This window comes from Aestuariibaculum sp. M13 (assembly GCF_024723255.1).
GTDB classification, from domain to species: domain Bacteria; phylum Bacteroidota; class Bacteroidia; order Flavobacteriales; family Flavobacteriaceae; genus Aestuariibaculum; species Aestuariibaculum lutulentum.
The window spans coordinates 115,824-139,409 of record NZ_JANIAC010000005.1; the positions used below are offsets into that span (position 1 = coordinate 115,824).

At 34.5% G+C, this 23,586-nt stretch carries 22 protein-coding genes; 9 read left to right on the top strand and 13 right to left on the bottom strand.

Going from position 1 to position 23,586, the window contains the following annotated elements:
• The first annotated feature begins 157 nt into the window (after window positions 1–157).
• Genes NO995_RS15915 through NO995_RS15925 form a run of 3 tightly spaced genes read left to right on the top strand, consistent with a single transcriptional unit; the run spans window position 158 to window position 2,787 of the window.
• A complete protein-coding gene (locus tag NO995_RS15915) occupies window positions 158–709 on the top strand; it encodes an RNA polymerase sigma factor (RefSeq protein ID WP_258228358.1) in 552 nt (183 codons plus the stop codon).
• Entirely contained in the window at window positions 693–1,274 is a 582-nt protein-coding gene (locus NO995_RS15920) for a hypothetical protein (protein ID WP_258228359.1), read from the top strand. The genes NO995_RS15915 and NO995_RS15920 overlap by 17 nt, the downstream gene beginning before the upstream one ends.
• A gap of 10 nt (window positions 1,275–1,284) precedes the next feature.
• Window positions 1,285–2,787: a CCDC174 family protein gene (locus NO995_RS15925; RefSeq protein ID WP_258228360.1), complete on the top strand. Its 1,503-nt coding sequence runs from the start codon at window positions 1,285–1,287 to the stop codon at window positions 2,785–2,787.
• 7 nt (window positions 2,788–2,794) lie between these two features.
• Here NO995_RS15925 and miaA read toward each other — a convergent pair whose 3' ends face one another.
• The 8 genes from miaA to NO995_RS15965 all read right to left on the bottom strand — a co-directional run bounded on the left by miaA (window position 2,795) and on the right by NO995_RS15965 (window position 12,650).
• The gene (gene miaA, locus NO995_RS15930; protein ID WP_258228361.1) at window positions 2,795–3,703 is read right to left on the bottom strand and encodes a tRNA (adenosine(37)-N6)-dimethylallyltransferase MiaA; all 909 of its coding nucleotides are present in this window, start codon (window positions 3,701–3,703) and stop codon (window positions 2,795–2,797) included.
• Window positions 3,696–4,556, bottom strand: a complete 861-nt coding sequence (locus NO995_RS15935) for an ion transporter (RefSeq protein ID WP_258228362.1) — start codon at window positions 4,554–4,556, stop codon at window positions 3,696–3,698. Before NO995_RS15935 ends, miaA begins: the two co-directional genes overlap by 8 nt.
• A 21-nt stretch (window positions 4,557–4,577) precedes the next feature.
• On the bottom strand, window positions 4,578–6,545 hold the full coding sequence (locus NO995_RS15940) for a transglutaminase domain-containing protein (protein WP_258228363.1): 1,968 nt from the start codon (window positions 6,543–6,545) through the stop codon (window positions 4,578–4,580).
• Between the two features lie 40 nt (window positions 6,546–6,585).
• The gene (locus tag NO995_RS15945; RefSeq protein WP_258228364.1) at window positions 6,586–8,592 is read right to left on the bottom strand and encodes a DUF3857 domain-containing protein; all 2,007 of its coding nucleotides are present in this window, start codon (window positions 8,590–8,592) and stop codon (window positions 6,586–6,588) included.
• 38 nt (window positions 8,593–8,630) lie between these two features.
• Complete coding sequence (locus NO995_RS15950) at window positions 8,631–9,995, bottom strand: exonuclease domain-containing protein (RefSeq protein ID WP_240573315.1); 1,365 nt, start codon at window positions 9,993–9,995, stop codon at window positions 8,631–8,633.
• A gap of 32 nt (window positions 9,996–10,027) precedes the next feature.
• Complete coding sequence (locus NO995_RS15955) at window positions 10,028–10,696, bottom strand: YggS family pyridoxal phosphate-dependent enzyme (protein ID WP_258228365.1); 669 nt, start codon at window positions 10,694–10,696, stop codon at window positions 10,028–10,030.
• 15 nt (window positions 10,697–10,711) lie between these two features.
• Window positions 10,712–11,602: a 3-hydroxyacyl-CoA dehydrogenase family protein gene (locus NO995_RS15960; RefSeq protein ID WP_258228366.1), complete on the bottom strand. Its 891-nt coding sequence runs from the start codon at window positions 11,600–11,602 to the stop codon at window positions 10,712–10,714.
• 88 nt (window positions 11,603–11,690) lie between these two features.
• The gene (locus tag NO995_RS15965) at window positions 11,691–12,650 is read right to left on the bottom strand and encodes a Gfo/Idh/MocA family protein (protein ID WP_258228367.1); all 960 of its coding nucleotides are present in this window, start codon (window positions 12,648–12,650) and stop codon (window positions 11,691–11,693) included.
• Between the two features lie 161 nt (window positions 12,651–12,811).
• Between NO995_RS15965 and NO995_RS15970 the strand changes: the two genes are divergently transcribed.
• Window positions 12,812–13,453, top strand: a complete 642-nt coding sequence (locus NO995_RS15970; protein WP_240573311.1) for a protein-L-isoaspartate(D-aspartate) O-methyltransferase — start codon at window positions 12,812–12,814, stop codon at window positions 13,451–13,453.
• Here the strand turns inward: NO995_RS15970 and NO995_RS15975 are convergent.
• The 5 genes from NO995_RS15975 to NO995_RS15995 form a co-directional block, all read right to left on the bottom strand.
• Window positions 13,450–13,893: a nuclear transport factor 2 family protein gene (locus tag NO995_RS15975; RefSeq protein WP_258228368.1), complete on the bottom strand. Its 444-nt coding sequence runs from the start codon at window positions 13,891–13,893 to the stop codon at window positions 13,450–13,452. The two genes, NO995_RS15970 and NO995_RS15975, sit on opposite strands and share 4 nt — an antisense overlap.
• Before the next feature lie 11 nt (window positions 13,894–13,904).
• Complete coding sequence (locus tag NO995_RS15980; protein WP_258228369.1) at window positions 13,905–15,704, bottom strand: Xaa-Pro dipeptidyl-peptidase; 1,800 nt, start codon at window positions 15,702–15,704, stop codon at window positions 13,905–13,907.
• 44 nt (window positions 15,705–15,748) lie between these two features.
• Complete coding sequence (locus NO995_RS15985) at window positions 15,749–16,303, bottom strand: hypothetical protein (RefSeq protein ID WP_258228370.1); 555 nt, start codon at window positions 16,301–16,303, stop codon at window positions 15,749–15,751.
• Between the two features lie 94 nt (window positions 16,304–16,397).
• Entirely contained in the window at window positions 16,398–16,856 is a 459-nt protein-coding gene (smpB, locus tag NO995_RS15990) for an SsrA-binding protein SmpB (protein WP_258228545.1), read from the bottom strand.
• 139 nt (window positions 16,857–16,995) lie between these two features.
• Window positions 16,996–17,205, bottom strand: a complete 210-nt coding sequence (locus NO995_RS15995) for a dodecin (protein ID WP_240573306.1) — start codon at window positions 17,203–17,205, stop codon at window positions 16,996–16,998.
• Between the two features lie 271 nt (window positions 17,206–17,476).
• Between NO995_RS15995 and lpdA the strand changes: the two genes are divergently transcribed.
• From lpdA to NO995_RS16020, 5 genes are all read left to right on the top strand, one after another.
• Window positions 17,477–18,877 carry a dihydrolipoyl dehydrogenase gene (gene lpdA / locus NO995_RS16000; RefSeq protein WP_258228371.1) on the top strand — a complete coding sequence of 467 codons (1,401 nt, stop codon included), beginning with the start codon at window positions 17,477–17,479 and terminating at the stop codon, window positions 18,875–18,877.
• A gap of 261 nt (window positions 18,878–19,138) precedes the next feature.
• Window positions 19,139–19,705, top strand: a complete 567-nt coding sequence (locus NO995_RS16005) for an RNA polymerase sigma factor (protein WP_240573304.1) — start codon at window positions 19,139–19,141, stop codon at window positions 19,703–19,705.
• 224 nt (window positions 19,706–19,929) lie between these two features.
• The gene (locus NO995_RS16010) at window positions 19,930–20,757 is read left to right on the top strand and encodes a mechanosensitive ion channel domain-containing protein (protein WP_258228372.1); all 828 of its coding nucleotides are present in this window, start codon (window positions 19,930–19,932) and stop codon (window positions 20,755–20,757) included.
• A 137-nt stretch (window positions 20,758–20,894) separates the two neighbouring features.
• Complete coding sequence (locus NO995_RS16015; RefSeq protein ID WP_258228373.1) at window positions 20,895–21,809, top strand: DMT family transporter; 915 nt, start codon at window positions 20,895–20,897, stop codon at window positions 21,807–21,809.
• Window positions 21,810–22,038: 229 nt separating this feature from the next.
• Window positions 22,039–23,529 carry a nitrate/nitrite transporter gene (locus NO995_RS16020; protein WP_258228374.1) on the top strand — a complete coding sequence of 497 codons (1,491 nt, stop codon included), beginning with the start codon at window positions 22,039–22,041 and terminating at the stop codon, window positions 23,527–23,529.
• Window positions 23,530–23,586: the final 57 nt, after the last annotated feature.

Here is a 23,586-nt window from a genome sequence, read left to right on the forward strand (position 1 = left end):
TCAAATATACTTTAAAAAGTAATAATTAATAAAAATTCAAACGCACATTTCTTTCTTTTAGTTTTATTTTAAGAAAAATATTTTTCGTTTTTGCAACACTTTAACTTTTGTGTCGTCTTTATAAATGAACTAACTTAAACCAAAAGTCAAAACCAGCATGTTTCAAGCCGATATCATTGAACAATGCAAACAGAACAATCGAAAAGCACAACTGCAGTTGTACAACCAGTACTGCGATGGTATGTATATTGTTGCCAAACGATTTTTAAAAGATGCCAGTGATGCTGAAGATGTGGTGCAGGAAGCTTTTATAAAGGCATTCTCAAAACTTCATCAGTATAAGGCAGAAGTGACTTTTGGCGCATGGTTAAAACGTATTGTCGTTAATAAAAGTATCGATTTTTTAAAAGCCAAAAAGCAACAATTAGTTGAATTAGAAGAAGTGCATTTAAAAGTGGTGGATACCGTAAATGATGACAAATGGTTAGTAGACGACGCTATTACATTATGCGACGTAAAACAAGCAATTAGCAATTTGCCGGATAAATACCAATACGTCGTGATGCTTTATTTAATTGAAGGTTACGATCATCAGGAAATTTCAGAGATTTTAAATATTTCTGAAGTTGCATCGCGCACACAATTATCCAGAGGAAAAGCAAAATTACAAGAACTGTTAACACTAAAACAAGATGGCACGAGATATTAGAGATTTATTTAGAGAAGAAGAGATTGTAAAAGAATCTATGCCTAAAAACCACGAGGCTCGCTTTTTAGAAAAGCTGGAGGACGCGCTACCTGTTTCAAAACCAAAATACAATTGGTTCAGTATCGCTGCCAGTGTTATTGTTCTGTTAGGGTTTAGTTTTATGGCTTTTCAGTTTTATAATGCTAATGAAATACAAGTTGAAAATACTCCGGAAACTATGGTGAGTACAAAAACCAGTGAAGTTAAAACTTTGGGAGATGTTTCTCCAGGCCTTAAAAAAGTTGAGGATTATTATTTAGCGAGTATCAATTTAGAGTTAGCAAAAATTAAGTTTACACCAGAAACCAAAGAACTTTTCGATGGTTACGTAAAACAATTGGAGGAACTGGATAAGGAATATCAACGTTTATCTGAAGAATTAACCAATTCAGGGCCAAGTGAGTTAACCGTTAATGCGCTAATTGATAATTTAAAATTTCGTTTAAATCTGTTATATCGCTTAAGAGCACAATTACAGGAATTAAACCTTTCAAATGAATTTGAAAACAAAAATCAATCCATCTAAAAATCAAAAAATGAACAAATCAATTATAAACAAAGCCCTTTTTCTGTTAAGTTTTTTCATTGCAGGTCATGTTATTGCCCAAGAAAAGCTTTCCAGATTATCACAATCAATTAATGTAGATAAAGACGTTACGGTTAGTTTGAATACCAGCTACAGTAACATTGTTATTGATACCTGGAATAAAGATGTTGTAGAAATAGAAGCTTATGTAGAAGGTGAAAAATTAAGCAAGGAAGATTTAGAAAAAGCCTTAAAAGCCTGGAATATAGATGTCGATGCTACTAAGAGTGAAGTAACAATTTCTACCAAAGGAAATGCACCCCAGGTATGGGCGTACAAATATAGTACAGGTGATGACGATGAGGCTATTAATACGGTTATTAAAGAATTAAAATTTGAACTGGCAGATATGCCTGAAATTCCAAAATTCGTTGTTATTCCTCAGATTCCAGAACTTCCGGAATTACCTGAGATGCCTGAATTACCAGTGTTACCTGCAGGTGTTGGGAAAGTACATTTCGATTACGAAGCTTATAAGAAAGACGGTGAGAAGTATTTGGAAGAGTATACCAAACAGTATGAAAAAAGCTTCGGAAAAGATTATGAAAAGAAAATGGAAGCCTGGGGAAAGAAGTTTGAAAAAGAATGGGGAGAGAAATATGCCAAACAAATGGAAGAATGGGGTAAACGTTTTGAAGAGCAAATGGAACGTGATGCCAGTAAACATGAAGCTGATGCAGAACGTATGTCGGCTGAAATAGAAAAACGTCATGCTAAACAAATGGAGGAGCGTGAGCGTGCTTTGGAAGAGCGTTTAAAGCAACGTGAAAAACACATGGAAGAACGTGAAAAATATATGGAGGAGCGTGAGCGATTGGCAGACGAAAGACGTGTGGTAATTGAAAAAATGGTTACAGATAAAAATATGTCAGGTGTTAAAAAGACCATTAAAATTAAGTTGCCTAAAAAGGCCAAATTAAAAGTGAATATCAGACACGGAGAAATTGAATTTGCTTCAGCAATTGATAATTTAAAGGCGAATTTAGAATACACCAAGTTTAAAGCAAATAGCATTAATGGAAGCCAGACTTCCATTAATGCCTCTTATTCACCTGTTGTAGTTACCACGTGGAATGTTGGCGACTTAACCTTGAATTATGTTAAAAAAGCAACGATTAATAATGCAAAACAGTTGGTTATTAATTCGAATTCATCAAATGTAGTTATCGATAATTTACAGGGAAGTGCCATTATTAATGGATCTATTGGTGATTTGAAAATTTCAAAAATAGACGATACCTTTTCAAATTTGAATGTGATGCTTCAAAATAGTGATGCCACCATTATTTTACCGAAGGTGGAATATAGCTTGCAGTATGTGGGTAATCATTCCCGTTTTAGTCACCCCAAAAAAACATCTCAAAACAATGTGTCTACATTTTCAACAGGAAACCTAAGTAGTGGAAAAAATATTGTTGTAAATGCGAAGTACAGTTCGGTAGATATGAAGTAAAGCCTGTTTACTCTTTAATTTGTTCTTTACAAGATGCTATAATCTTTTCTACAGCAGTTTCATAATCAAACCACAAAGTCTTTTCAGTTTTCTTAAACCAGGTAAGCTGTCTCTTGGCAAAACGTCTGCTGTTCTTTTTAATTTCTGAAACAGCAAAGTCTAAATCCCATTTTCCTTCTAAATAGTTGAAAATTTCCTTGTAGCCAACCGTATTTAGGGCATTTAAATCTTTATAGGGTAGCAGGTTTTTAACTTCGTTTAATAAGCCTTCTTTCATCATGATATCGACACGTCTGTTTATGCGATCGTAAATGATTTCCCTATCGGCAGATAATCCTATGGTAATGGTTTTAAAGGGTCTTTCGTTTTCTTTTTTATTTAAGAATGAAGAGTATGGTTGTCCTGTACCAATGCAAATTTCCAGTGCTCGAATTACCCGATGCGGATTATCAATGGCAATCGTATTGTAGGTAACAGGGTCTAAGGATTTTAATTGCTCTTGTAAATAAGTCAATCCTTTAGTCTCTAAATCAGCGTTTAATGAATTTCGAATGGAAGCATCAACATCCGGAAAATCGTCTAACCCCTTGGTTACGGCATCGACATAAAGTCCTGAGCCACCTACCATAATAACGACATTGTGGTTTTTAAAAAGGGTTTCCAGACAGGTTAATGCATCCTTTTCAAAAGAACCTACACTGTAATTATCCTGTATGGATTTATGATGAATAAAATGGTGTTTTGCAGCAGCCAGTTCTTCAGTAGTTGGGGCTGCTGTACCAATTTGCATTTCTTTAAAAAACTGTCGACTATCGGCAGAAATAATTTCGGTGTTAAAGTAATTAGCCAGTTTAATGCTAAGTGCGGTTTTGCCAATGGCTGTTGGCCCGATTATAGAAATAAGAAATTTACTCATCGTTTAATTTATGGCCGCAATGATAACAAAAATCCGCGTCATCTCTATGTTTTTCAGTTGAACAGTTTGGACAAACTTGTGTATTCAGGTGCACAGGTTGCTTAACTTTTTCTTCTTCATTTTCATCTTTTTTAATCTGGCTAGTATATTCAGCCGAGACAATTCCTGTAGGAACCGCTATAATACCATAACCTAAAATCATAACCAAAGACGCAATAAATTGACCTAGAGGTGTTTGTGGAGCAATGTCTCCAAATCCCACCGTAGTAAGCGTTACAATACACCAATAAACACTTTTAGGAATGTTGGAAAAGCCGTTTTCTTCACCTTCAACCAAATACATTATTGTTCCCAGAATAATTGCAATGATAACGACTGTAAATAGAAATACAGAAATTTTGGCACGACTTGCCCGCAATGCCGAAAGTAAACGTAAGGAAGCACCCAGATAACGAGCCAACTTCAGAATTCTAAAAATACGTAACAAACGCAATGCCCTGAGTGCGGCTAGAGCATGAATGCCTCCAAAAAACAGAGAAATATATTTTGGTATGGTCGATAATAAATCGATTATACCATAGAAACTAAAAATATATTTAAAAGGTTTTCTAACAGTTACAATTCTGGCAATATACTCAATACTAAATAGGATGGTGATAACCCACTCAGATATATTAAGAATAGTATGATATTTACTGTCTATACTCTTTACGCTTTCCAACATAACCAGTAAAATACTGGCTAAAATTACGATGAGTAAAACCACATCGAATAGTTTACCGGCAGGCGTGTCGGCTTCATATATAATTTCATGAAGTTTTGTGCGCCAGTTTTTGTCTTGTGGTTTATCCATTAATTCAAAAATAAGAAAAGATTAGCTATTTGATTTTAAGACAAAAATGGAATTTTGTTGAATATCGACCAATTTGTTAAAAATCTCTTTAAGATAAGGATAAAATTCTGGGGGATATGCAGGTGATTTTAAGTTGAATTTTAAAATTAAATTTATTGAGTTGTCTACTAATTCAGATGTAAATATAAGCTGACCAGCGTTGCTTGGAAGTGAAAGATTTGTGTCTTGTGGTTTTTCAAGCAAAGTATATTTATCACCTAAATTAATTTTAAAAGAATACATATAATTTGTTCTATACCCAAAGTCAACCGGGTAGGTGCGCTCTTGAAGTTTAAAGGGATTTTCGGAAGTAAACTTATCGAAAAAGGGATTTAAATAGATGTTGTCTCCAATTTGTTCGGTTTTGTACTGGATGTTATAGGTTTCATAAAAGTTATCACTGGTTTTATCTTCAGAGATTAAATTATAGTCTGAAATTTCAGTGTTGGGTAGTGAATTGGAAAGTTCATCTACGTATGAGTTTTTATTTGGAAAATAACGCTCCTTGGAATACAAGGCATGATATCCAGACGATTTTCGTTTTACTTCTCCAATCAGGTTTTTCTCATCATCAAAATTTAGCTCGGTGTTGTACATGGTATAGGTCGTTCTTATAGGATTTATATCAATCCAGGAACTACCACTTTTAAAGTCTAATAGACGAGCGTAACCATTTAAACATCTAAAAGGAATTTCACCAAAAGTTAAATAACGTTCTGTAGCATCTAAGAAGTAAGTGTTATTGTCGACAATAGCTTGAACTGTTAAATAGTTAAAATCTGAAATTACAGGTATTTCTTTTGTAGCAAAACCATTTTCGCGCGTAGACATGATTATAGGTTTTACCTCTATTCCAGAGGCATCAAGTAAATTATGAAGTAAAATATTGATAGATGAAACGTTGCCGGATTTGTTTTTAATTAATTCTTTTACAGACAACTCATCGTTATAAATACTGTACTTGCCATCCCATGTGTAATTTTCCTGAACAAAATAGTAGATGGCTTTAGCCTTTTTTAATATATCAGTTTCATTAATAATTGTTTCTGGAAGAAATTCTGTGGCATCAATAGATTTTAGTATTTGACGACCTACACTTTTTTCCTTTTTAAGTTCATCATCAACATCATCCCAGGATTTTGTATAATGATTTACAGCTCCAGTGAAATTTTTAAAACTCTTTAATTCGTATTCAATACGAGCTAAATAATTATGTTTTGATGTCATGTAGTCTTCTTCTATGAAAGCAGGAATATCTTTCATAGCGTATTTAGATATGGTACAGTCGGCAACACCGCCATTAAAAGTTGTTAAACAATGTTTAGCAATTTTAGATTCGTTGGTCATTAATTTTTTACCACCTATAAGTTTTATGTGGTATTGCCAGTTAGCAGGAACACTTGTGTTGTATTCGCTATATAGTTTGGGAATGTCACCTTGAAAGTTCCATCCTTTATAATTAAACATGAATGGAGATGTAATTTTGTAGCTGTAAGTAATAACAGAACCTTCCTTTATGTTAGGTAAGGTGAATTTTACCAAATTGTAGTTTTCGTTGTATTCTTCGTTGTGAATGTCTTTTTTGCTTAAAGTTGTTTCTTCAATTTTATCACCAGAAATAATGTTATGCGTGGATGCTAATATATCAAAGACTTTTTGAGAATTGTCTTTGTTTTTATATAAGGGGATAACAATGGTAGCTTCATCAAAGCCCTCACGATTTAAAATCTTTAATTTGCATTCTATTTCTGTTTTTAATTCAAAATCCTCGTTGTCTACATAACTATTTCCTCTTTCATAAATAATTAAGGCATTTGCAGTTGAGTCTTTTGAAAAAGCCGCAGCTTTTACATCTTCAGGTTTTACGTTAAAACTGTAAGGGTAATAATTTTCTTGAGCAAAACAATAAAGATTTAAAAGTAAAATCAGGGCAATCGTAAATTTTGTCATTTAGTTATAAATGTGATTGTTTTTAAACTAAAATATAAAATTATAGTTGTTTTCTTTCAAGAATGATGTTTGAATTTTCTTGAATTCTAATCAATTCATTAAGAAATTCTTTAATTGATTGATAATAATCAGGTTGGTAAATTGCCTGATTAAAATTAATTTTAAAAATTAAATTTACAGAGTTGCCTATTACTTTGCTTGATAACACCATGGTTCCACTTTTGTCAGGTAATTCCAGTATTAATTTTTCAGGAATTTGCTTTATGGAATAGCTGTCATTAAAATTTAATTGAAACATGTATAGGTAATTATCTTTGAAACCAAAGTTTATGGGGTATATTCTGTTTTCTGATTTTAAAGGGATGTCATCAAGATATTTAATCAAGAACGGGTTAATAGTAACTGTATTATTGTCTGTTTGAACAGTGTAAGTTATGTTGTAAGTTTCTTTAAGATTTACATCCTCTTTTAAAGTGCTAACTGCAAAATCTGAAATTGTTTTATCAGGAAAACTTTCTGTTAAATTCTTAAAGTACGATGGCTCGTCGTTAAAATAATTTTGTTTAGAATTTAAGGCATGATACCCAGTTTTTTTACAGGCTACAGTTCCTTTTACATTCTGGTCCTTATCGATATTGATTTCTAAATTGTATAGTTGATTTGTTGTAAAAAGGGGATCGATATCTATCCATTCATTATTGTTTTTAGAGTTTAGGCCCATACCATATTGGTTAAGGCATTTAAAAGGGATTTCACCAAAGGCTAAATAGGGATTTGAAGCGTCTAACAAATACGTCTTTTTATTAAGTTCGACTTCAGCAAGCAAATAATTGAAATCAGATAAATCGAAGTTGATTTTTGAAACTAACCCGTTATCTCTTGTAGATAATATTACAGGTTTAGCTTTTATATCGGCTTCATTTAATGCATTTAATAGTAATAGATTTATGGATTGAGCATTGCCAGATTTATTGTCAATAACGTTATTTAGGGAAAAATCTTCAACGATATTGTTAACTCCATTGCAATTGTAGTTTTTCTGAATAAAATTATAGATTTCTTTGGCTTTAATTAGTTTATTGGTTTCAGATAGGATTTTATCGGGTAAAATTTTATTGACTTGAGATTGTGTTAATTGTCTGCCTGTAATTTTACTTTGAATTACCTCGTCATCAAAATCTTTGTGGAATTTTGTATAATCAGTAACCTTACCAGAAACAGATGTAAATTGCTTTAATTCGAATTCAATTCGAGCCACAGAACTTCTTTTAGATAGAGTATAGGCCTCTTCTTTAAAGGCAGGAATATTTTTCATTATGTAATAAGAATCAAAACAATCGATATACAAATAAGGACTGTTTGCCAAAACCGTTGGAATGGTGTTTTGAATGGCGAAGCATTTTGGTTTAATTAAAGTGTTAGAATCGGTTAAATAGATATCTCCATAAATTTTAACGTCATATTCAAAATTTTCGGGAATACTTAACTCTAATTTACTGTATAATTTAGGAATGTCTTCTTGAAACTGCCAACCGTTAAGATGTGTCAAGAAAGGAGATTTAATAGTATAATTATAGGTTATTACAGAGCCAATTTTAACATTTTGTGGATTTAAGATTAGTGAAGACCTATGTTTATTATGTTTTTCGTTTTTAATCAGGTCCTTATTCAATTTGGTTTCAATAATTTCATTATTCTCCATATTATGGGTAATAACTCTAATATTTTCAACTTTTTCACTAGCTAGTTCATTATTGTATAAAGAAATATAATGTATGGCGTTACTCAACCCAGATTCATTTAAAATCTTAATTTTTCGAATAACTTTTCTAATAAAATAGATACGATCTTTAAATTCAAAATCAATATCTGTAGAAACTTGAACAGATTCGTAAATGATTAAGGCATTGGCTTCAGAATCTGCTTCATAACTGGAGCCCTTTAAGTCTTCATAGGTAACATCATACCCTTGAGTATTATAATATTCCTGAGAAAAACCACACAGACTTATAAAGAGCGTTAGGATTTTAATTAATTTTCGTGTCATAACAGTTTAATCGGTACTGTTAAAGTTCTGAAAATTAATTAATCAAACAAAATTGTTTTTAGTTTCTTATTCTTTCTTAAATAACTTTGAATAATATGTTGCGTGTCTCTATTATTCTGCATTGGAGTAATAATAGATTGAAGAATCTCAATATTATTAATCTGGTAGTTTAGATTATAAAAACCGATACCTTTAAATACGCCATTTTCAATTAAAATAGCACTGCGCTCGTCAATATCACGACCTCTGTCTATAATAACCATGTTTTGGTTAGTGTAACTGTTTTTAGCTATTAATTTAGAAACACGATCGTTATAATTTTCGGGAGATTCTTTGCCAATGCAAGCGCCTTCACACTGTTTTATATCGTAATTAAAACAACTGGTTTTGGTTTGGTATATGCCGGTTAGTTTCTGGCAAAGTTTATATTCTTCAACGGCGTGGTTTATAAAACTTTTACCGCTGTCTCTGTTGCTAAACGTGGTTATGGGTTTTTTACGACCGTCTGCAATATCTATTTTTAAATTAATATACCCCTTATCGTCAGTAAAGCTGTAAAGGGCATGAGTAAAACGCGTTCTACGGAGTGCACGATTAAATTTAGGTTTAATGTTTTTAATCGCTTCACTTTCCTTTAAAAGCGCTACAAGTTCGCTACCTGTGGTTTCATAACTCACCGAATCCACTAAATTCTGAATTTGTTTAGACTTTCTATTGGTATTGGTAAAATGCTGATTGACGCGTTTTTTTATATTGTTACTCTTGCCAATATAAATGATATTACCTTCTGCATTATGAATATAATAAACACCGGTTTCCGAAGGTAAATCGGCTAAAATATCTAAATGTCTTGGTTCAAGCTGATGCTTAGGATTTAGTTTAATAGATTGCTGAATGATACTTTTAGAAGTGTCTTTATCTAATAACAGTTTAAACAATTTAAGCGTTGCCAATGCATCACCTGATGCTCTATGGCGATCGCTTACAGGAATCCCTAAAGATCTTACCAATTTGCCTAAACTATAAGAAGGTTGTCCCGGAATAAGTTGTTTAGAAAGTTCTACGGAACATAACGAAGGACGAATATATTCGAAACCTAAACGTCTGAATTCGGTACACAATATACGATAATCAAACTGGGCATTGTGAGCCACCAAAATACAATCTTCGGTAATCTCAACAATGCGTTTAGCCACTTCAAAAAACTTAGGGGCATTGCGTAACATATTACTGTTTATGCCCGTAAGGTTAACGACAAAAGGTTGTATTTCGCGTTCAGGATTAACAAGGCTAATAAACTGATCTACAATTTGATGTCCATCATATTTGTAGATTGCAATTTCGGTAATGCCTTCCTCGTTATATTTACCACCAGTCGTTTCTATGTCTAATATTGCGTACAAATAATGTTCTTAAGTTTAAAGCTTGAAATGTCTTAGTTGTAGTTTCGTTCCCCAAATATACTACTTCCAACCCGAACCATTGTACTTCCGCAGTCAATTGCTAACTTATAATCACCACTCATACCCATACTTATGGTTTCTAATTTGCAGTTTGGAGTTTCAATAGCTTTTAATTCATCAAAAGTTTCTTTTAATTTGGTGAATTCCTGCTTTATTTGAGTTTCATTATCAGTAAAAGTAGCCATACCCATAACGCCAACAATTTTTATATTTTGTAATTCTGAAAAGTCATCAGATTGCAATATTTCTGAAGCTTCAGCGGTTGTCATTCCAAATTTACTGTCTTCTTCAGCTATTTTTATTTGTAGCAAGCAGTTGATGGCTCTTCTGTATCTCGCGGCTTGTCGGTTTATTTCATTCAGAAGTTTAAAATTATCGACACCATGAATTAAATTCACAAAAGACGCCATGTATTTAACTTTATTGCGCTGCACATGACCAATCATATGCCATTGAATATCTTTAGGCATCACCTCGTGTTTCTCGACCATTTCCTGAATTTTGTTTTCACCAAAAATGCGTTGTCCGGCATTGTAGGCTTCCATTAAATCAGGAACAGGTTTGGTTTTAGATACCGCTACAAGGGTAACATGTGCAGGTAAATCGGATTTTATATGATTTAAATTTTGTGGTATTGACATTTTTTAAACAATATATTATTTAGAGAATTGAATCGATATGGTTTCGGCCTTTTTACTTTCTGAATAATCGTAAAATCCTTCCCCGGATTTTACGCCTAATTTTCCGGCACGAACCATATTCACTAATAACGGACATGGTGCATATTTCGGATTTTTAAATCCGTCGTACATCACATTTAAAATTGATAGACAAACATCCAACCCAATAAAATCGGCAAGTTGTAATGGTCCCATAGGGTGTGCCATACCCAGTTTCATCACTGTATCAATTTCAAAAACTCCTGCAACGCCATTGTATAAGGTTTCAATAGATTCGTTAATCATGGGCATTAATATACGGTTCGCAACAAACCCTGGATAATCGTTTACTTCAACCGGAGTTTTTCCTAAATCAGCTGAAAGTGTCATGATAGTTTCGGTAACAACATCGCTGGTGTTGTAACCACGAATCACTTCAACCAGTTTCATGATAGGCACCGGATTCATAAAATGCATACCAATAACTTTGTCAGGTCTGGAAGTAGCTGCTGCTATTTGGGTAATGGAAATAGATGAGGTATTGGTTGCCAGAATAGTTTCTTCGGCGCAAGCTTCATCTAACTGTTTGAAAATTTTCAGTTTTAAGTCGATATTTTCAGTCGCTGCTTCAATAACCAAATCGGTTTGTCTGACGCCTTCAGGAATGCTTAAAAATGTTGCAATATTTGATAAGGTTTCGGCTTTATCTGTTTCATTTATAACTTTCTTAGCTATCATTCTGTCTAAGTTCTTTGAAATGGTTGATAAGCCTTTTTCTAAAGAAGCTTCGCTAATATCAATAAGATTCACTTTAAAACCGTTTTGAGCAAAGGCATGAGCAATACCATTACCCATGGTTCCTGCCCCAATAACTGCAATCTGTTTCATTTTTTAAGCTATTTGTTATCTATTAAATGCATAAATAGTTTGATATTAAAAATACCAAACTATTTATGAGTATAAAAACGTTGCTTAGTTAAAAGCAATTTATAATTTGAGTTGCTACGCGCAAGGCTTCGGTACCGTCGTGTAATGTTACTATTGGTGCTCTGTCGTTATTAATGGCATCGGCGAAGGTATTTAATTCATCTAAAATAGAATTGTTATTCGCAACAGGCGGATTATCGAAGTAGATTTGCTTTTTCTCTCCTTCGGCATTTTGTAATACCATATCGAAATCGCCAGGATGTTCCGGAGCGTCTTTCATTTTTACGACTTCACATTTTTTCTCAAGGAAATCTACCGAGATGTAAGCATCTTTCTGGAAGAAACGTGCTTTACGCATTTTCTTTAATGAAATTCTACTTGCTGTTAAGTTGGCTACACAACCATTTTCGAATTCGATACGGGCGTTGGCAATATCAGGAGAATTGCTGATAACAGCAACACCGCTGGCACTAATATGTTTTACTTTAGATTTTACAACACTTAAAATAATGTCGATATCGTGAATCATTAAATCTAAAACCACAGGAACATCGGTTCCTCTTGGATTAAATTCCGCTAAGCGGTGCGATTCAATAAACATAGGAGCGTTAATTTCGTCTTTAACAGCTAAAAAAGCAGGGTTAAATCGCTCAACATGACCAACCTGACCTCTTAGTTTGTTTTCGGCTAAAAGTTCGCGGATATGTTCGGCTTCTTCAACCGTATTGGTAATAGGTTTTTCTATAAAAATGTGTTTGCCTTTCGCAATAGCTTGTTTGGCACAATCGTAGTGAGAAAGGGTAGGTGTTACAATATCTACCACGTCTACAGCATCAATTAATTCCTCTATAGAATTGAAAAACTTATATCCGAATTCGGCTTCTACTTTTTTACCGTTTTCCTCGTTGGCATCGTAGAAACCAACAAGTTCATATTTATCTGATTGATTTAGAAGTTTTAAATGTATTTTTCCAAGGTGACCAGCACCAAGTACACCGGCTTTTAGCATAATAATATTAGGTTTTCAACAAAAATAAGATATTTAAAGTATGAATATCATTATTATTAGTATAAATTTTCGACTAAAGAAAGGCAACGGAAATTCTATAAAAATTATTTTCAGCTTTAAAATGTTTAACTAATTTTAGCCTTTACAAACACCAGCGAATATTGAAAGATACTTTTAGACATAAGGGATTACGCCAGCAATTGGTTAATGTGTTAATTGACAAAGGAATAAAAAATGATGCCGTATTAAAGGCCATTGGTAAAATACCGAGACACCTTTTTATGGATTCTGGTTTTTTAGATCATGCGTATGTCGATAAGGCATTTCCTATTGCAGCAGACCAAACCATTTCGCAACCTTATACTGTAGCTTTCCAAACCGAATTGTTAGATGTAAAGCGCGAAGATAAAATTCTTGAAATAGGAACAGGAAGTGGTTATCAAACCGCAGTTTTACTGGAATTGGGAGCTCGTGTTTATTCTATAGAACGCCAGCAGGAGTTGTTTAAAAAAACCAGTAAGTTTTTACCTCAATTGGGCTACCGAGCTAAAAGCTTCATTTTTGGTGATGGTTATAAAGGCTTGCCTCAGGAAGCGCCGTTTGATGGTATTATTGTTACGGCTGGTGCGCCATTTGTGCCTAAGCCTTTGTTAAGCCAGTTAAAAGTAGGGGGTAGGTTAGTGATTCCTGTGGGTGAAGATGTACAAATTATGAACCTATTTATTAGAAAAGGTCCTAAAGAATTTGAACAACATGAATTTGGAGAATTCCGCTTTGTACCTTTGCTAGAGGATAAAAATTAATCCCATACAAATTTCCAGGAACCATTACTTTGGCGCCGCCATACCGTATGAAAGATGCCTTTTGTAATTATGTCTTTTCCGGTTGTGTCTGGATGCGTATAGCTGTATGTTCCATAAGTATAGGCTAGATCACCCGATGATGCAACATCTACAAAATCGGGCGACCATTTAAGTCCTTTTGAGTTTGAATCTACCATATATTCGGCAATGGCCGATTTACCTTTAATCAGTTTTTCATTACGAAGTAAAATAGCATCATCGGAAGCAAAATAAAGAAATGCTTCGTTCATCCCTTCGCTTTGCGCCATTTCGGAAAAACGGTGTTCGGTTTCTAAAACCTCCTGTTTCCAAAGCTCTATTTGTTCTTTATTAGGCTTCATATCTTGGTGGCATGAGATGATAGATAAAATGCATAGCGAAAGAGCGATTAAGGATTTCATCTTTTGTTAGGTTACTCTTTTGTTGCGCTTTCAAAAGCATTAAGTCCACCAACAACAGGTAAAGTTAACGTTGTTCCGTCTAAATCAACGGTTAATTTAGTACCAGGTTTTGGATGCAGTGTAAATTCTTTGTCGCTGGAAAAAATCATTAAGCCGATTTGTTGACCTGCTCTGATAATTTGATCATCAGGCATTAAATCGAAAGTCACTTCATAAAATTTACCTGGCTTTAACGGCTCGCTTTCTAGAATGGATTTGTGGTTTTGAGGATCGGCCCAACCACGAGTAATAATATTGTCGGTGATCTTTACTTTGCCTTCGTTCCAAGGTAATGACACTAACCAAACCGATAAGTTTGCCGCAGGTTTATTACTTGCCAATTTAACGGTAACTTTTGGAACACCTGAAATATGAAGATCTTTTGAAAGTTTAGGGGTGATATAAATAAGACGATTTTTTGAACTTTCAGCTTTAGCTAAAGTAGCACCGTCAAAATTTACATCATCAACTAAGGTTTCTTTGCCTTGCTTTTTTGATGTGTTTACGCTTAAACTTCCTTTTGCAGGGTTTCCTTTAACTAAATGAAGTGTTACTGGCTTAGCTTCAGGATTTGGGAAATCGGCATAAGCTGTTGGCTCAGACTGTTTGTCGTTTTCTCTAACAATCCATGCTTTGTTGCTTTCATTTTCTACTCCGTTATCAATTCCGAATAAATAATGTGTAAACCAACGGTTCATCATCCCTACTGGAGGTGGTCCGCCATGTCCATTTTGATGATAGTAGATTTGGGTTTCCAAGCCCATTTCTTTAGCTTTTTTATAGATTCTATAACTGTGCTCTGGCATGACATTCCAATCGTTAAATCCGTGAGACATTAACAACGCAGCTTTCATCGGTGCCATATCGTTTAAATAATCGCGACCTGCCCAAAAATCATTATAATCGCCAGTAATTCTATCCTGATATTTTCTAAGAATAGAATCTCTGACAAACTGATTGTTATGTGCTCTTTTTGATTCATCACCACTATGTATAAATTCATAAAGAACATCAATATCTTCACCTAAATACCCCCCTGGAGAACGTACCAATCCGTTAGAGCGGTAATAATGATAATACGATGTATTCGGCGCTACAGGGATAATGACTTCCAGTCCTTCAACACCTGTTGTTGCGGCTGCTAATGGAAGTGTTCCGTTGTATGATGTTCCAGTCATACCAACTTTTCCGGTGGTCCAGTACGCTTCAATCGTTTCATTTCCGTAAGGCTCGGTATAACCTTTTGCGCGTCCGTTTAACCAGTCTATAACTGCTTTAGGAGCCAATGACTCATTATCTCCTCCAACCGTTGGAGAGCCTTGAGATAATCCTGTTCCGGGAGATGACGAGTGGACTACGATATAACCTCGAGGAACCCATATGCCAACTTGAGAATTTGATATAATTGGACGTTTTCCTATTCGGGTCACTTCAGGGTGTACATGGTCTTTAGGTTTTTCACCTAATTCGTGATTAACATCCCAGAAGATACCATCAATATCTGGAGCGACACCGGCGTAGTATGGGCTTGATTCGTAAATAACAGGAAGTTTTAGCCCCTCAGTTTCGGTTTGAGATGGTCTGGTAACATCTACATGCACACGATCTAGTTTACCATCACCATCAGAATCGAAAGTGGTTTCTACCCATAAATCATGTCGAATCCATTTGTCAGGATTACTGAAGGCTTCAATAATTTGAGCCTCACCGTTTTTAAAAATGGGTTCAGCTTTTTGACCAAAAGTAGAGGTAGCTGAAAAAAAAATGCTCATAAGAATAGAGCATTTTAAAGTGTTGTTTAATTTCAACATAAATATTAAGATTTTTGCTTTGGTAAGTATGTTCTCGGTATTGGTGTTCTTCGAGACTCGTTTGCCCAGTATATATTTATAATCCACCAACGTTTACCATCATTATATAATTGAATACTGTTGATGCCTCTCATAAAAGGCTCTTCGTCTTCTTTATTTTTATAAGCTTCATAGGTGCTGAATACTTGAGACATATTGCCAAATGTATTGGAAGTACGATGAATTTCTCTTTCATGAAAACCATGTTCAACCATCCATTTTCCAGAGTTTTTAATGTAATCGCCCGGATTCATATAGCTAACCATAGCTTCACGCATTTGGTTTTTTCCTGAAGCAATTAATTTAGCATCTTTATAGAACAGAAATTTGAATAAATCCCAGTTGCGTTCTTCTCCAGGATCTCCGGAAATCACATCATATAATGTACGAACAATATTGTCTATGGTTTGTACATTTTGTGTGTAATCAGGTTCTTTGTTTTCTTCTTTAGGAGCTTCATCCTGAGCAAAAGTTGAAATAGATAAAGTGCTTAAAAAAGCAAGCAAAATGAGTTTTTTCATTCTATAAGGTTATAAAATTAAGCTTAAATATAGCCGTTTGGTTCTTAATATCTTGTTAAACGTATCTTAAACATTAATATTTTAGGTTACGTTTTTATTTGTAAGCTTTCTTTATTCTGTCTAAATCACGTTTATTATCGCGGTCTTTAATAGTATCGCGTTTATCGTGTAATTTTTTTCCACGAGCCAGAGCAATATCCATTTTAGCAAATCCCTTATCGTTAATAAACAGACGAAGTGGAACTATGGTAAGCCCTGTGCTCTGTACTTCTTTATGAAGTTTTTTTAATTCGCGTTTGTTTAAAAGGAGTTTACGTTCGGCTTTTGGTCGGTGGTTGTAGTAGTTTCCAAAGGCGTACTCTTCAATAGTCATATTGATTACGAAAAGTTCACCACGTTGGTTAAATTCACAAAAGCTCTCAGCTATAGAGGCTTTACTACTACGTATTGATTTAATTTCGGTTCCCGTAAGCACAATTCCTGCGGTATACTTATCAAGTATTTCATAAAGGAAACGGGCTTTCTTATTTTGTATGTTAATCTTTTTCTGCATCACGCACAAAACTACACAATTTACTCGAAAATTGAGATTTGTAGAAGCATCAAAGATTACCTAAAATCCAAATTATATTATTCTTTTATTTAGTTGATTTAATATGAGGATGTTTATCAAAGGTAAGCTGGTGGTGATTTTAAGGGTTCATAGTAAAGCCGACTTTTAAAGTCACTTGCCACATGGCTACCTGTCCGTCTTCAATATTACCGCGGGTTTCAATAACTTCAAACCATCTAAGGTTATGAATTGATCTTGAAGCTTTTTCTAAAGCATTTTGTATGGCATCATCGCTAGATTTTTCTGAAGTGCCAACAATTTCTATTTTCTTGTAAATATGTGCATCCATGTCTATTGTTAATTTTAAAATGATTTATATAAGATACGAAAAATGGATGAATCATTCATTTTATTAAGTATTTATACTTAATTAATACTTAGATTTTATTAGGTTTTATTTGAAAAAAAATAGTCTTGTTATTGTTTTTTTGAAATATTAATAATTAGTGTTATAAAAATGATAAAATCACTTTATAATGAATTGTTTTTTATTGTCTTCCCATAAAACATTTGTACTTTTGTTTCTCGACTTTTAAATAAACGATTATCAAAATAATTTTATGAATTCATACGATGTAGCCGTTATCGGCTCGGGTCCTGGAGGATATGTAGCAGCTATTCGTTGCGCACAATTAGGCATGAAAACTGCCCTTATAGAAAAGTACAGTACATTAGGAGGAACTTGTTTAAATGTAGGCTGTATTCCAAGTAAAGCATTATTAGATTCGTCGCACCATTATGAAGATGCGGTTAAGCATTTCGAAGAGCACGGTATTGAAATCCCTGGAGATGTAAAAGTGAATTTAGAGAAAATGATTGCTCGTAAGCAAGCAGTTGTTGATCAAACGACAGGTGGTATCGATTTCTTAATGAAGAAAAACAATATCGATGTTTACCACGGTTTAGGAAGTTTTAAAGACGCTACGCATATTACTATTGCAGGCGAAGAAACTATTGAAATCGAAGCAAAAAACAGTATTATCGCAACAGGAAGTAAGCCATCTAGCTTACCTTTTATAAATATTGATAAAGAGCGAATTATCACATCTACAGAAGCTTTAAAACTTAAAGAAATTCCAAAACACTTAATCGTAATTGGAGGTGGTGTTATTGGTTTAGAGCTTGGACAAGTATATAAGCGTTTAGGAGCAGAAGTATCTGTTGTTGAGTTCATGGATCGTATCATTCCAACTATGGATGGAGGTTTGTCGAAAGAACTTAACAAAGTTTTAAAGAAACAAAAATTCAATATCAATACGTCTCACAAAGTGAAATCTGTAGAGCGTGTTGGTGATGAGGTTATCGTAAAGGCTGATAATAAAAAAGGAGAAGAAGTAGAATTCAGAGGAGATTACTGTTTAGTATCTGTAGGACGTCGTCCGTATACAGACGGATTAAATGCTGAAGCTGCAGGCGTTAAATTAACAGAACGCGGACAGATTGAAGTTAACGATCACTTACAAACCAGTGCTTCAAACATCTATGCAATTGGAGATGTTGTTAAAGGAGCGATGTTAGCGCACAAAGCGGAAGAAGAAGGTGTATTTGTAGCTGAAACATTAGCAGGACAAAAACCTCATATCGATTATAACTTAATTCCAGGTGTGGTTTACACATGGCCAGAGGTTGCTGCCGTAGGTAAAACTGAGGAGCAATTAAAAGAAGCTGGAGTAGCTTACAAAGCCGGATCTTTTCCAATGCGTGCTTTAGGTCGTGCCAGAGCAAGTATGGATATCGACGGATTTGTTAAAGTATTAGCGGATAAAGAAACCGATGAAATTTTAGGTGTACACATGGTTGGTGCTCGTGCAGCCGATATGATTGCTGAAGCAGTTGTAGCTATGGAGTTTAGAGCATCAGCTGAAGATGTTTCTCGTATGTCTCACGCACACCCGACATTTACAGAGGCTATTAAAGAAGCAGCATTAGCAGCTACTGAAGATAGAGCGTTACACATGTAATTACCATTTCAAAATAAATATATAAGCCCTTTTACTTTTTAAGTAGAAGGGCTTTTTTGTTTTTATCTAGGTTGGTTTTTATGTAAGATAAATCACTTATATAATGACTGTAAATTGATATATGTCAATAAATAGATGAAAAAGAAAGTAACTTTTATGGAGGTTGCATTTTTTTTGTAATTTTTTTCAAAATAGAGTGACTTATCCTCTTGGGTTGTGTCTCATTTAAAAAGAAAGTAATAAAATAGCAGCAAGCGCACCTTGAAAATCAACAATATTAGTACCAGTTTACCAGATGAGGATCTTGTTCGCGCCATTGTTAAAACCAATGACACGCTATTATTTGAAGTGCTCTATGATAGGTATGCGACGCTAGTTTATAACAAATGTTTAAGTTTTTCAAAAGATGAAGATGAAGCAAAAGATTTAACTCAGGATGTATTTTTAAAGCTTTTTGTGAAGTTGTCTAGTTTTAAAGGAAGTTCAAAATTTTCAACATGGTTATATGCGTTTACGTATAACCATTGTGTCAATTATATAACGAGAAATACGGCTAAAAAAATAGAAAAGCAGGCGGTAGATCATTACGATATTGAAAATATTACCGATGATCATTACGACGAGGATTTTAGCCAGATGAAGGTAGAGAAACTAAAAGATGCATTGAACTTAATTTCTCCTGATGAGAAAATGATTTTACTCCTAAAGTATCAAGATTTCTTGACAATTAAAGAAATTGAGAGTGTGTTAGGAATTGGTGAGAGTGCGGTTAAAATGAGAATTAAACGTGCCAAGGAAAAGCTTTTAACAGTATATAATGAATTTTGATAATGGATAATCCGTTTCAATATATAAATAAGCCCCTAAAAGAAGTCCCCCCGGAACTTAAGTCTAAGGTGATGAACGATATCGCCGTGGCCAAGCTACTTATGGAAATGGCGAGTTTGTTCTCTTTCGATATTGCTAAAGTTATAGAACAGACCGTAAAACAAAGAAAAAAGAAAATGTAAAAGATCACTAAACCAAATAAAACCTAACGCTAAAAATAAAACATGGATAAATTAACGGAATGGAATGATAATGTAATGCATTCATTATCAACTATGACAAATGAAGTGGCTAAAGTGGTGCCTAATTTACTCGGTGCATTGGCTGTTCTAATTATAGGATGGTTAAGTATTAAGCTTATTGTTTTTGTTGTTAGACGAGGACTCAAGTTTGCTAAAGCCGATAAGTTAGATGATAAACTAAATGAAATTCAGTTCTTGGGAAGTAGCCAATTGAATTTCGATGTTATTGGCATTATAACCAAGTTTGTGAAATGGGTGATGTATTTAATTATTGTTATCGTAATCACCGATATTTTAAATCTTACCATAGTTTCAGAGGAAATCAGAAACTTTTTGAGATACATTCCGCAGTTATTTTCGGCGTTAATCATATTTACCATTGGTTTACTACTAGCTAATTTTATTAAAAAGGGGATTCAGTCTTTTTTTGATTCTATGGATATGTCTGGTGCTAAATTTATCAGTCAGGTGGTATTTTTAGTATTACTTGTTTTTATATCTATTACCGCATTAAATCAGGCAGGGGTAGACACAGAGATCATTACAAGTAATATTACCATGATTTTAGCGGCCTTTTTACTGGCATTTGCTATTGCTTTCGGTTTGGGAGCACAACGTGTGGTAAACGATTTACTAAGGGCGTTTTATGCCAGAAAGACTTATGAAATAGGACAGGTTATAGAGTTTAACGATATTAAAGGTGAGGTCGAGCGCATTGATAATACTTCCATTACCATAAAAACATTAACAGGGAAATTGGTAATACCGATTAAAGATATAGTAGAGAGTCAAGTAAGAATACGGGAATAACTTTAAGTTAGGGTTAAAATTTGGTTGGTTACTTTTCTGTAATCCGAACGCTCTTTACTCATCCCTTTCCATTAATTTGGGAAGGGATTTTTTTATTGGTTTTAATCGGCTAAATTAGCCCGGTAATTTATCTTTAAATGAACAGGTCGTATTTAGAATTGCATATTGCTATTATTTTAGCTGGCTTTACTGGTTTGTTTGGTAAACTGGTAACGCTTAATGAAATGCTGTTGGTGTTTTACCGTGTATTATTTTCATCTGCAGTATTACTTATTTTGCTGAAGTATTTACAGCGTCGCAAAACCAATGTGCCATTCTGGAGTAAAACGAATGGACTCATGTTAGCAAATGGGGTGTTACTGGCTTTGCATTGGGTGTTCTTTTTCGGAAGTATTAAAGCCTCAACCGTGTCGTTGGGTATTTTGTGCTTTTGTCTCACCAGTTTTTTTACGGCTATATTGGAACCTTTAATAAACCGAAAGGGCTTCTCTATTCGGAATTTAGGCTTAAGTACCCTTAGCTTAATAGGGATTGCTTTAATTTTTGGTTTCGATAGTTCGTATAGGCTAGGTATTGCGCTGGGGGTTATTTCTTCAATATTTATATCGGTATTTACCATTTTTAATGAGCGTTTTATTCATAGACATGATACGCTTAAGGTAACTACGTTTCAAATGGTTGGCGGGTTTATAGGATTAGGATGTATTATTCTTTTGTTTACTCAGGTTACCGATTTTGTGTTTCAATTTCCAAATACCTCAGATTTGGGGTATTTATTAATCCTGTCCCTGTTCTGTACGGTATTACTGTGTTTGTTACTGAATAATGCCTTGCGCCATATCAGCTCGTTTACTGTGAACTTAAGCTTTAATTTAGAGCCTATTTATACCATTATACTTTCGGCTATTATTTTTAAAGAAGCCGCCGATTTTACCTTATCCTTTTGGATTGGTTTAAGTTTCATTGTGCTTTCTATTGTACTCCAAACACTTTTTGCGCGTGCGTCTCGTAAACGGATTAAAGCACAGGCTTTGTCTGAATTACCAACCTAAACCACTTTTTTTTACCAATTACAAAATTAAAACTACGTATTTTTTACGTAGGTCGTAAATTTTAACAACTTCCTAAAACCATTGTTTTTACTGCTGTTTCGCAGGTTTTATTCATTTTTGACTTAAAATTATTAGGTTTTTTATTTGTTTCTAAGTATTTATACTTATATATTTGCGTCAGTTACGTAATAAATACGTATTTCTGTTTTAGGTTTTAAAATACATTGGTATGAAAGTAACACAAGGCGCAAATAAGACATTGTTTATTAATACTCTGGCATTTACATTCTGTTTTGCAGCATGGCTGTTAAATGGTATTCTGGTAACGTTTCTCGCAGATAATCAGGTGTTCGACTGGAGTGCTGTAGAAATAGGATGGCTAATAGGTATTCCAGTGCTAACAGGCGCTATATTTCGTTTACCGGCAGGAATTTTAACAGATAAGTTAGGAGGTAAACCGGTATTTGCTGGCTTGCTTTTAATTTGCGCCATACCAATGTATCTTTTGTCTTATGCCAATGGGTTCTGGTCGTTTGCTTTATGCAGTCTGGGGTTTGGTATCACAGGTGCCAGCTTTGCAGTAGGTATTGCCTTTTCCTCAATATGGTATCCTAAAGAAAAACAAGGCATTGCCCTGGGGATTTTTGGAGCTGGTAACGCTGGAGCAGCCATCACAACCTTAATAGGACCAAAACTTTTAAATTATTTAACCGATGGCAAAACCAATTTAGAGGGGTGGCGAATGATGCCACGAATTTACGCCGCATGTTTAGTATTGATGGCGATTATATTCTTTTTAACGACGACCAATAAGAAACCGGCATCAAGTACAAAAAGCCTCTCAGGCATGTTACAACCGCTTAAGAGTGTACGCGTCTGGCGATTTGGGTTGTATTACTTTTTAGTGTTTGGTTGCTTTGTGGCTTTCGCAGGATGGCTCGTGCCATATTACACCAATGTGTATGCTCTGGATTTGGCCACAGCAGGACTATTAGCCTCATGTTTTAGTTTGCCATCAGGAGTAATCAGAGCTTTTGGTGGCTGGTTATCCGATAAGTTTGGAGCCAGAAAAGTGATGTACTGGGTGTTAGGAACATCGGTGGTGTTAAGTTCGGCGTTGATTATCCCCAGAATGGATATTTACGCTGCAGGAAAAGGCATTATGGCGAAAGGCTCAGGAGAAGTTACTGAGGTAAGCGATACGCATATTGTGGTTAACAATATAACCTATCCTGTAATACAGCGTTCAAAAGAATTGGCTCATGCTAATGATGAGTTTAGGGTTTTCCCAGTTAAGGAATCCTGGCAACAGGTACGAGTAAAGAAAGGCGATCAGGTGAATAAAAAAGAATTGCTGGCCGAAGGGAAAACTCATATTTACTTTCAGGCTAACGTGTGGATCTTCGCCATTATTGCCATAATAATAGGATCGGTTTGGGGAATAGGAAAAGCTGCTGTATATAAACATATTCCTGATTATTTTCCGGAAGAAGTTGGTGTCGTAGGAGGTATGGTTGGTGTACTTGGAGGTTTAGGAGGTTTCTTTTGTCCTATTTTGTTTGGGTACTTACTGGAAGGCACAGGACTTTGGTCGAGTTGCTGGATACTTATGCTCATACTATCGGCAGTTTGTTTGATTTGGATGCACAGAGTAATACAGCAAATGACAAATAAAGCAACACCTTTATTGGTTAATAAATTTGAGAATAATGTAGATTAAAGTTGTTTCAGGTGTTGTAGAATAAAAAGTCGTCTTGTTGTTAGTCCAAGACGGCTT

Bases quoted from the DNA above. Each gene is read 5' to 3' on its own strand.
- NO995_RS15915 (WP_258228358.1), top strand. From the start codon at position 158: ATGTTTCAAGCCGATATCATTGAACAATGCAAACAGAACAATCGAAAA.
- NO995_RS15920 (WP_258228359.1), top strand. From the start codon at position 693: ATGGCACGAGATATTAGAGATTTATTTAGAGAAGAAGAGATTGTAAAA.
- NO995_RS15925 (WP_258228360.1), top strand. From the start codon at position 1,285: ATGAACAAATCAATTATAAACAAAGCCCTTTTTCTGTTAAGTTTTTTC.
- miaA (WP_258228361.1), bottom strand. From the start codon at position 3,703: ATGAGTAAATTTCTTATTTCTATAATCGGGCCAACAGCCATTGGCAAA.
- NO995_RS15935 (WP_258228362.1), bottom strand. From the start codon at position 4,556: ATGGATAAACCACAAGACAAAAACTGGCGCACAAAACTTCATGAAATT.
- NO995_RS15940 (WP_258228363.1), bottom strand. From the start codon at position 6,545: ATGACAAAATTTACGATTGCCCTGATTTTACTTTTAAATCTTTATTGT.
- NO995_RS15945 (WP_258228364.1), bottom strand. From the start codon at position 8,592: ATGACACGAAAATTAATTAAAATCCTAACGCTCTTTATAAGTCTGTGT.
- NO995_RS15955 (WP_258228365.1), bottom strand. From the start codon at position 10,696: ATGTCAATACCACAAAATTTAAATCATATAAAATCCGATTTACCTGCA.
- NO995_RS15960 (WP_258228366.1), bottom strand. From the start codon at position 11,602: ATGAAACAGATTGCAGTTATTGGGGCAGGAACCATGGGTAATGGTATT.
- NO995_RS15965 (WP_258228367.1), bottom strand. From the start codon at position 12,650: ATGCTAAAAGCCGGTGTACTTGGTGCTGGTCACCTTGGAAAAATACAT.
- NO995_RS15975 (WP_258228368.1), bottom strand. From the start codon at position 13,893: ATGAAATCCTTAATCGCTCTTTCGCTATGCATTTTATCTATCATCTCA.
- NO995_RS15980 (WP_258228369.1), bottom strand. From the start codon at position 15,704: ATGAGCATTTTTTTTTCAGCTACCTCTACTTTTGGTCAAAAAGCTGAA.
- NO995_RS15985 (WP_258228370.1), bottom strand. From the start codon at position 16,303: ATGAAAAAACTCATTTTGCTTGCTTTTTTAAGCACTTTATCTATTTCA.
- smpB (WP_258228545.1), bottom strand. From the start codon at position 16,856: ATGCAGAAAAAGATTAACATACAAAATAAGAAAGCCCGTTTCCTTTAT.
- NO995_RS15995 (WP_240573306.1), bottom strand. From the start codon at position 17,205: ATGGATGCACATATTTACAAGAAAATAGAAATTGTTGGCACTTCAGAA.
- lpdA (WP_258228371.1), top strand. From the start codon at position 17,477: ATGAATTCATACGATGTAGCCGTTATCGGCTCGGGTCCTGGAGGATAT.
- NO995_RS16010 (WP_258228372.1), top strand. From the start codon at position 19,930: ATGGATAAATTAACGGAATGGAATGATAATGTAATGCATTCATTATCA.
- NO995_RS16015 (WP_258228373.1), top strand. From the start codon at position 20,895: ATGAACAGGTCGTATTTAGAATTGCATATTGCTATTATTTTAGCTGGC.
- NO995_RS16020 (WP_258228374.1), top strand. From the start codon at position 22,039: ATGAAAGTAACACAAGGCGCAAATAAGACATTGTTTATTAATACTCTG.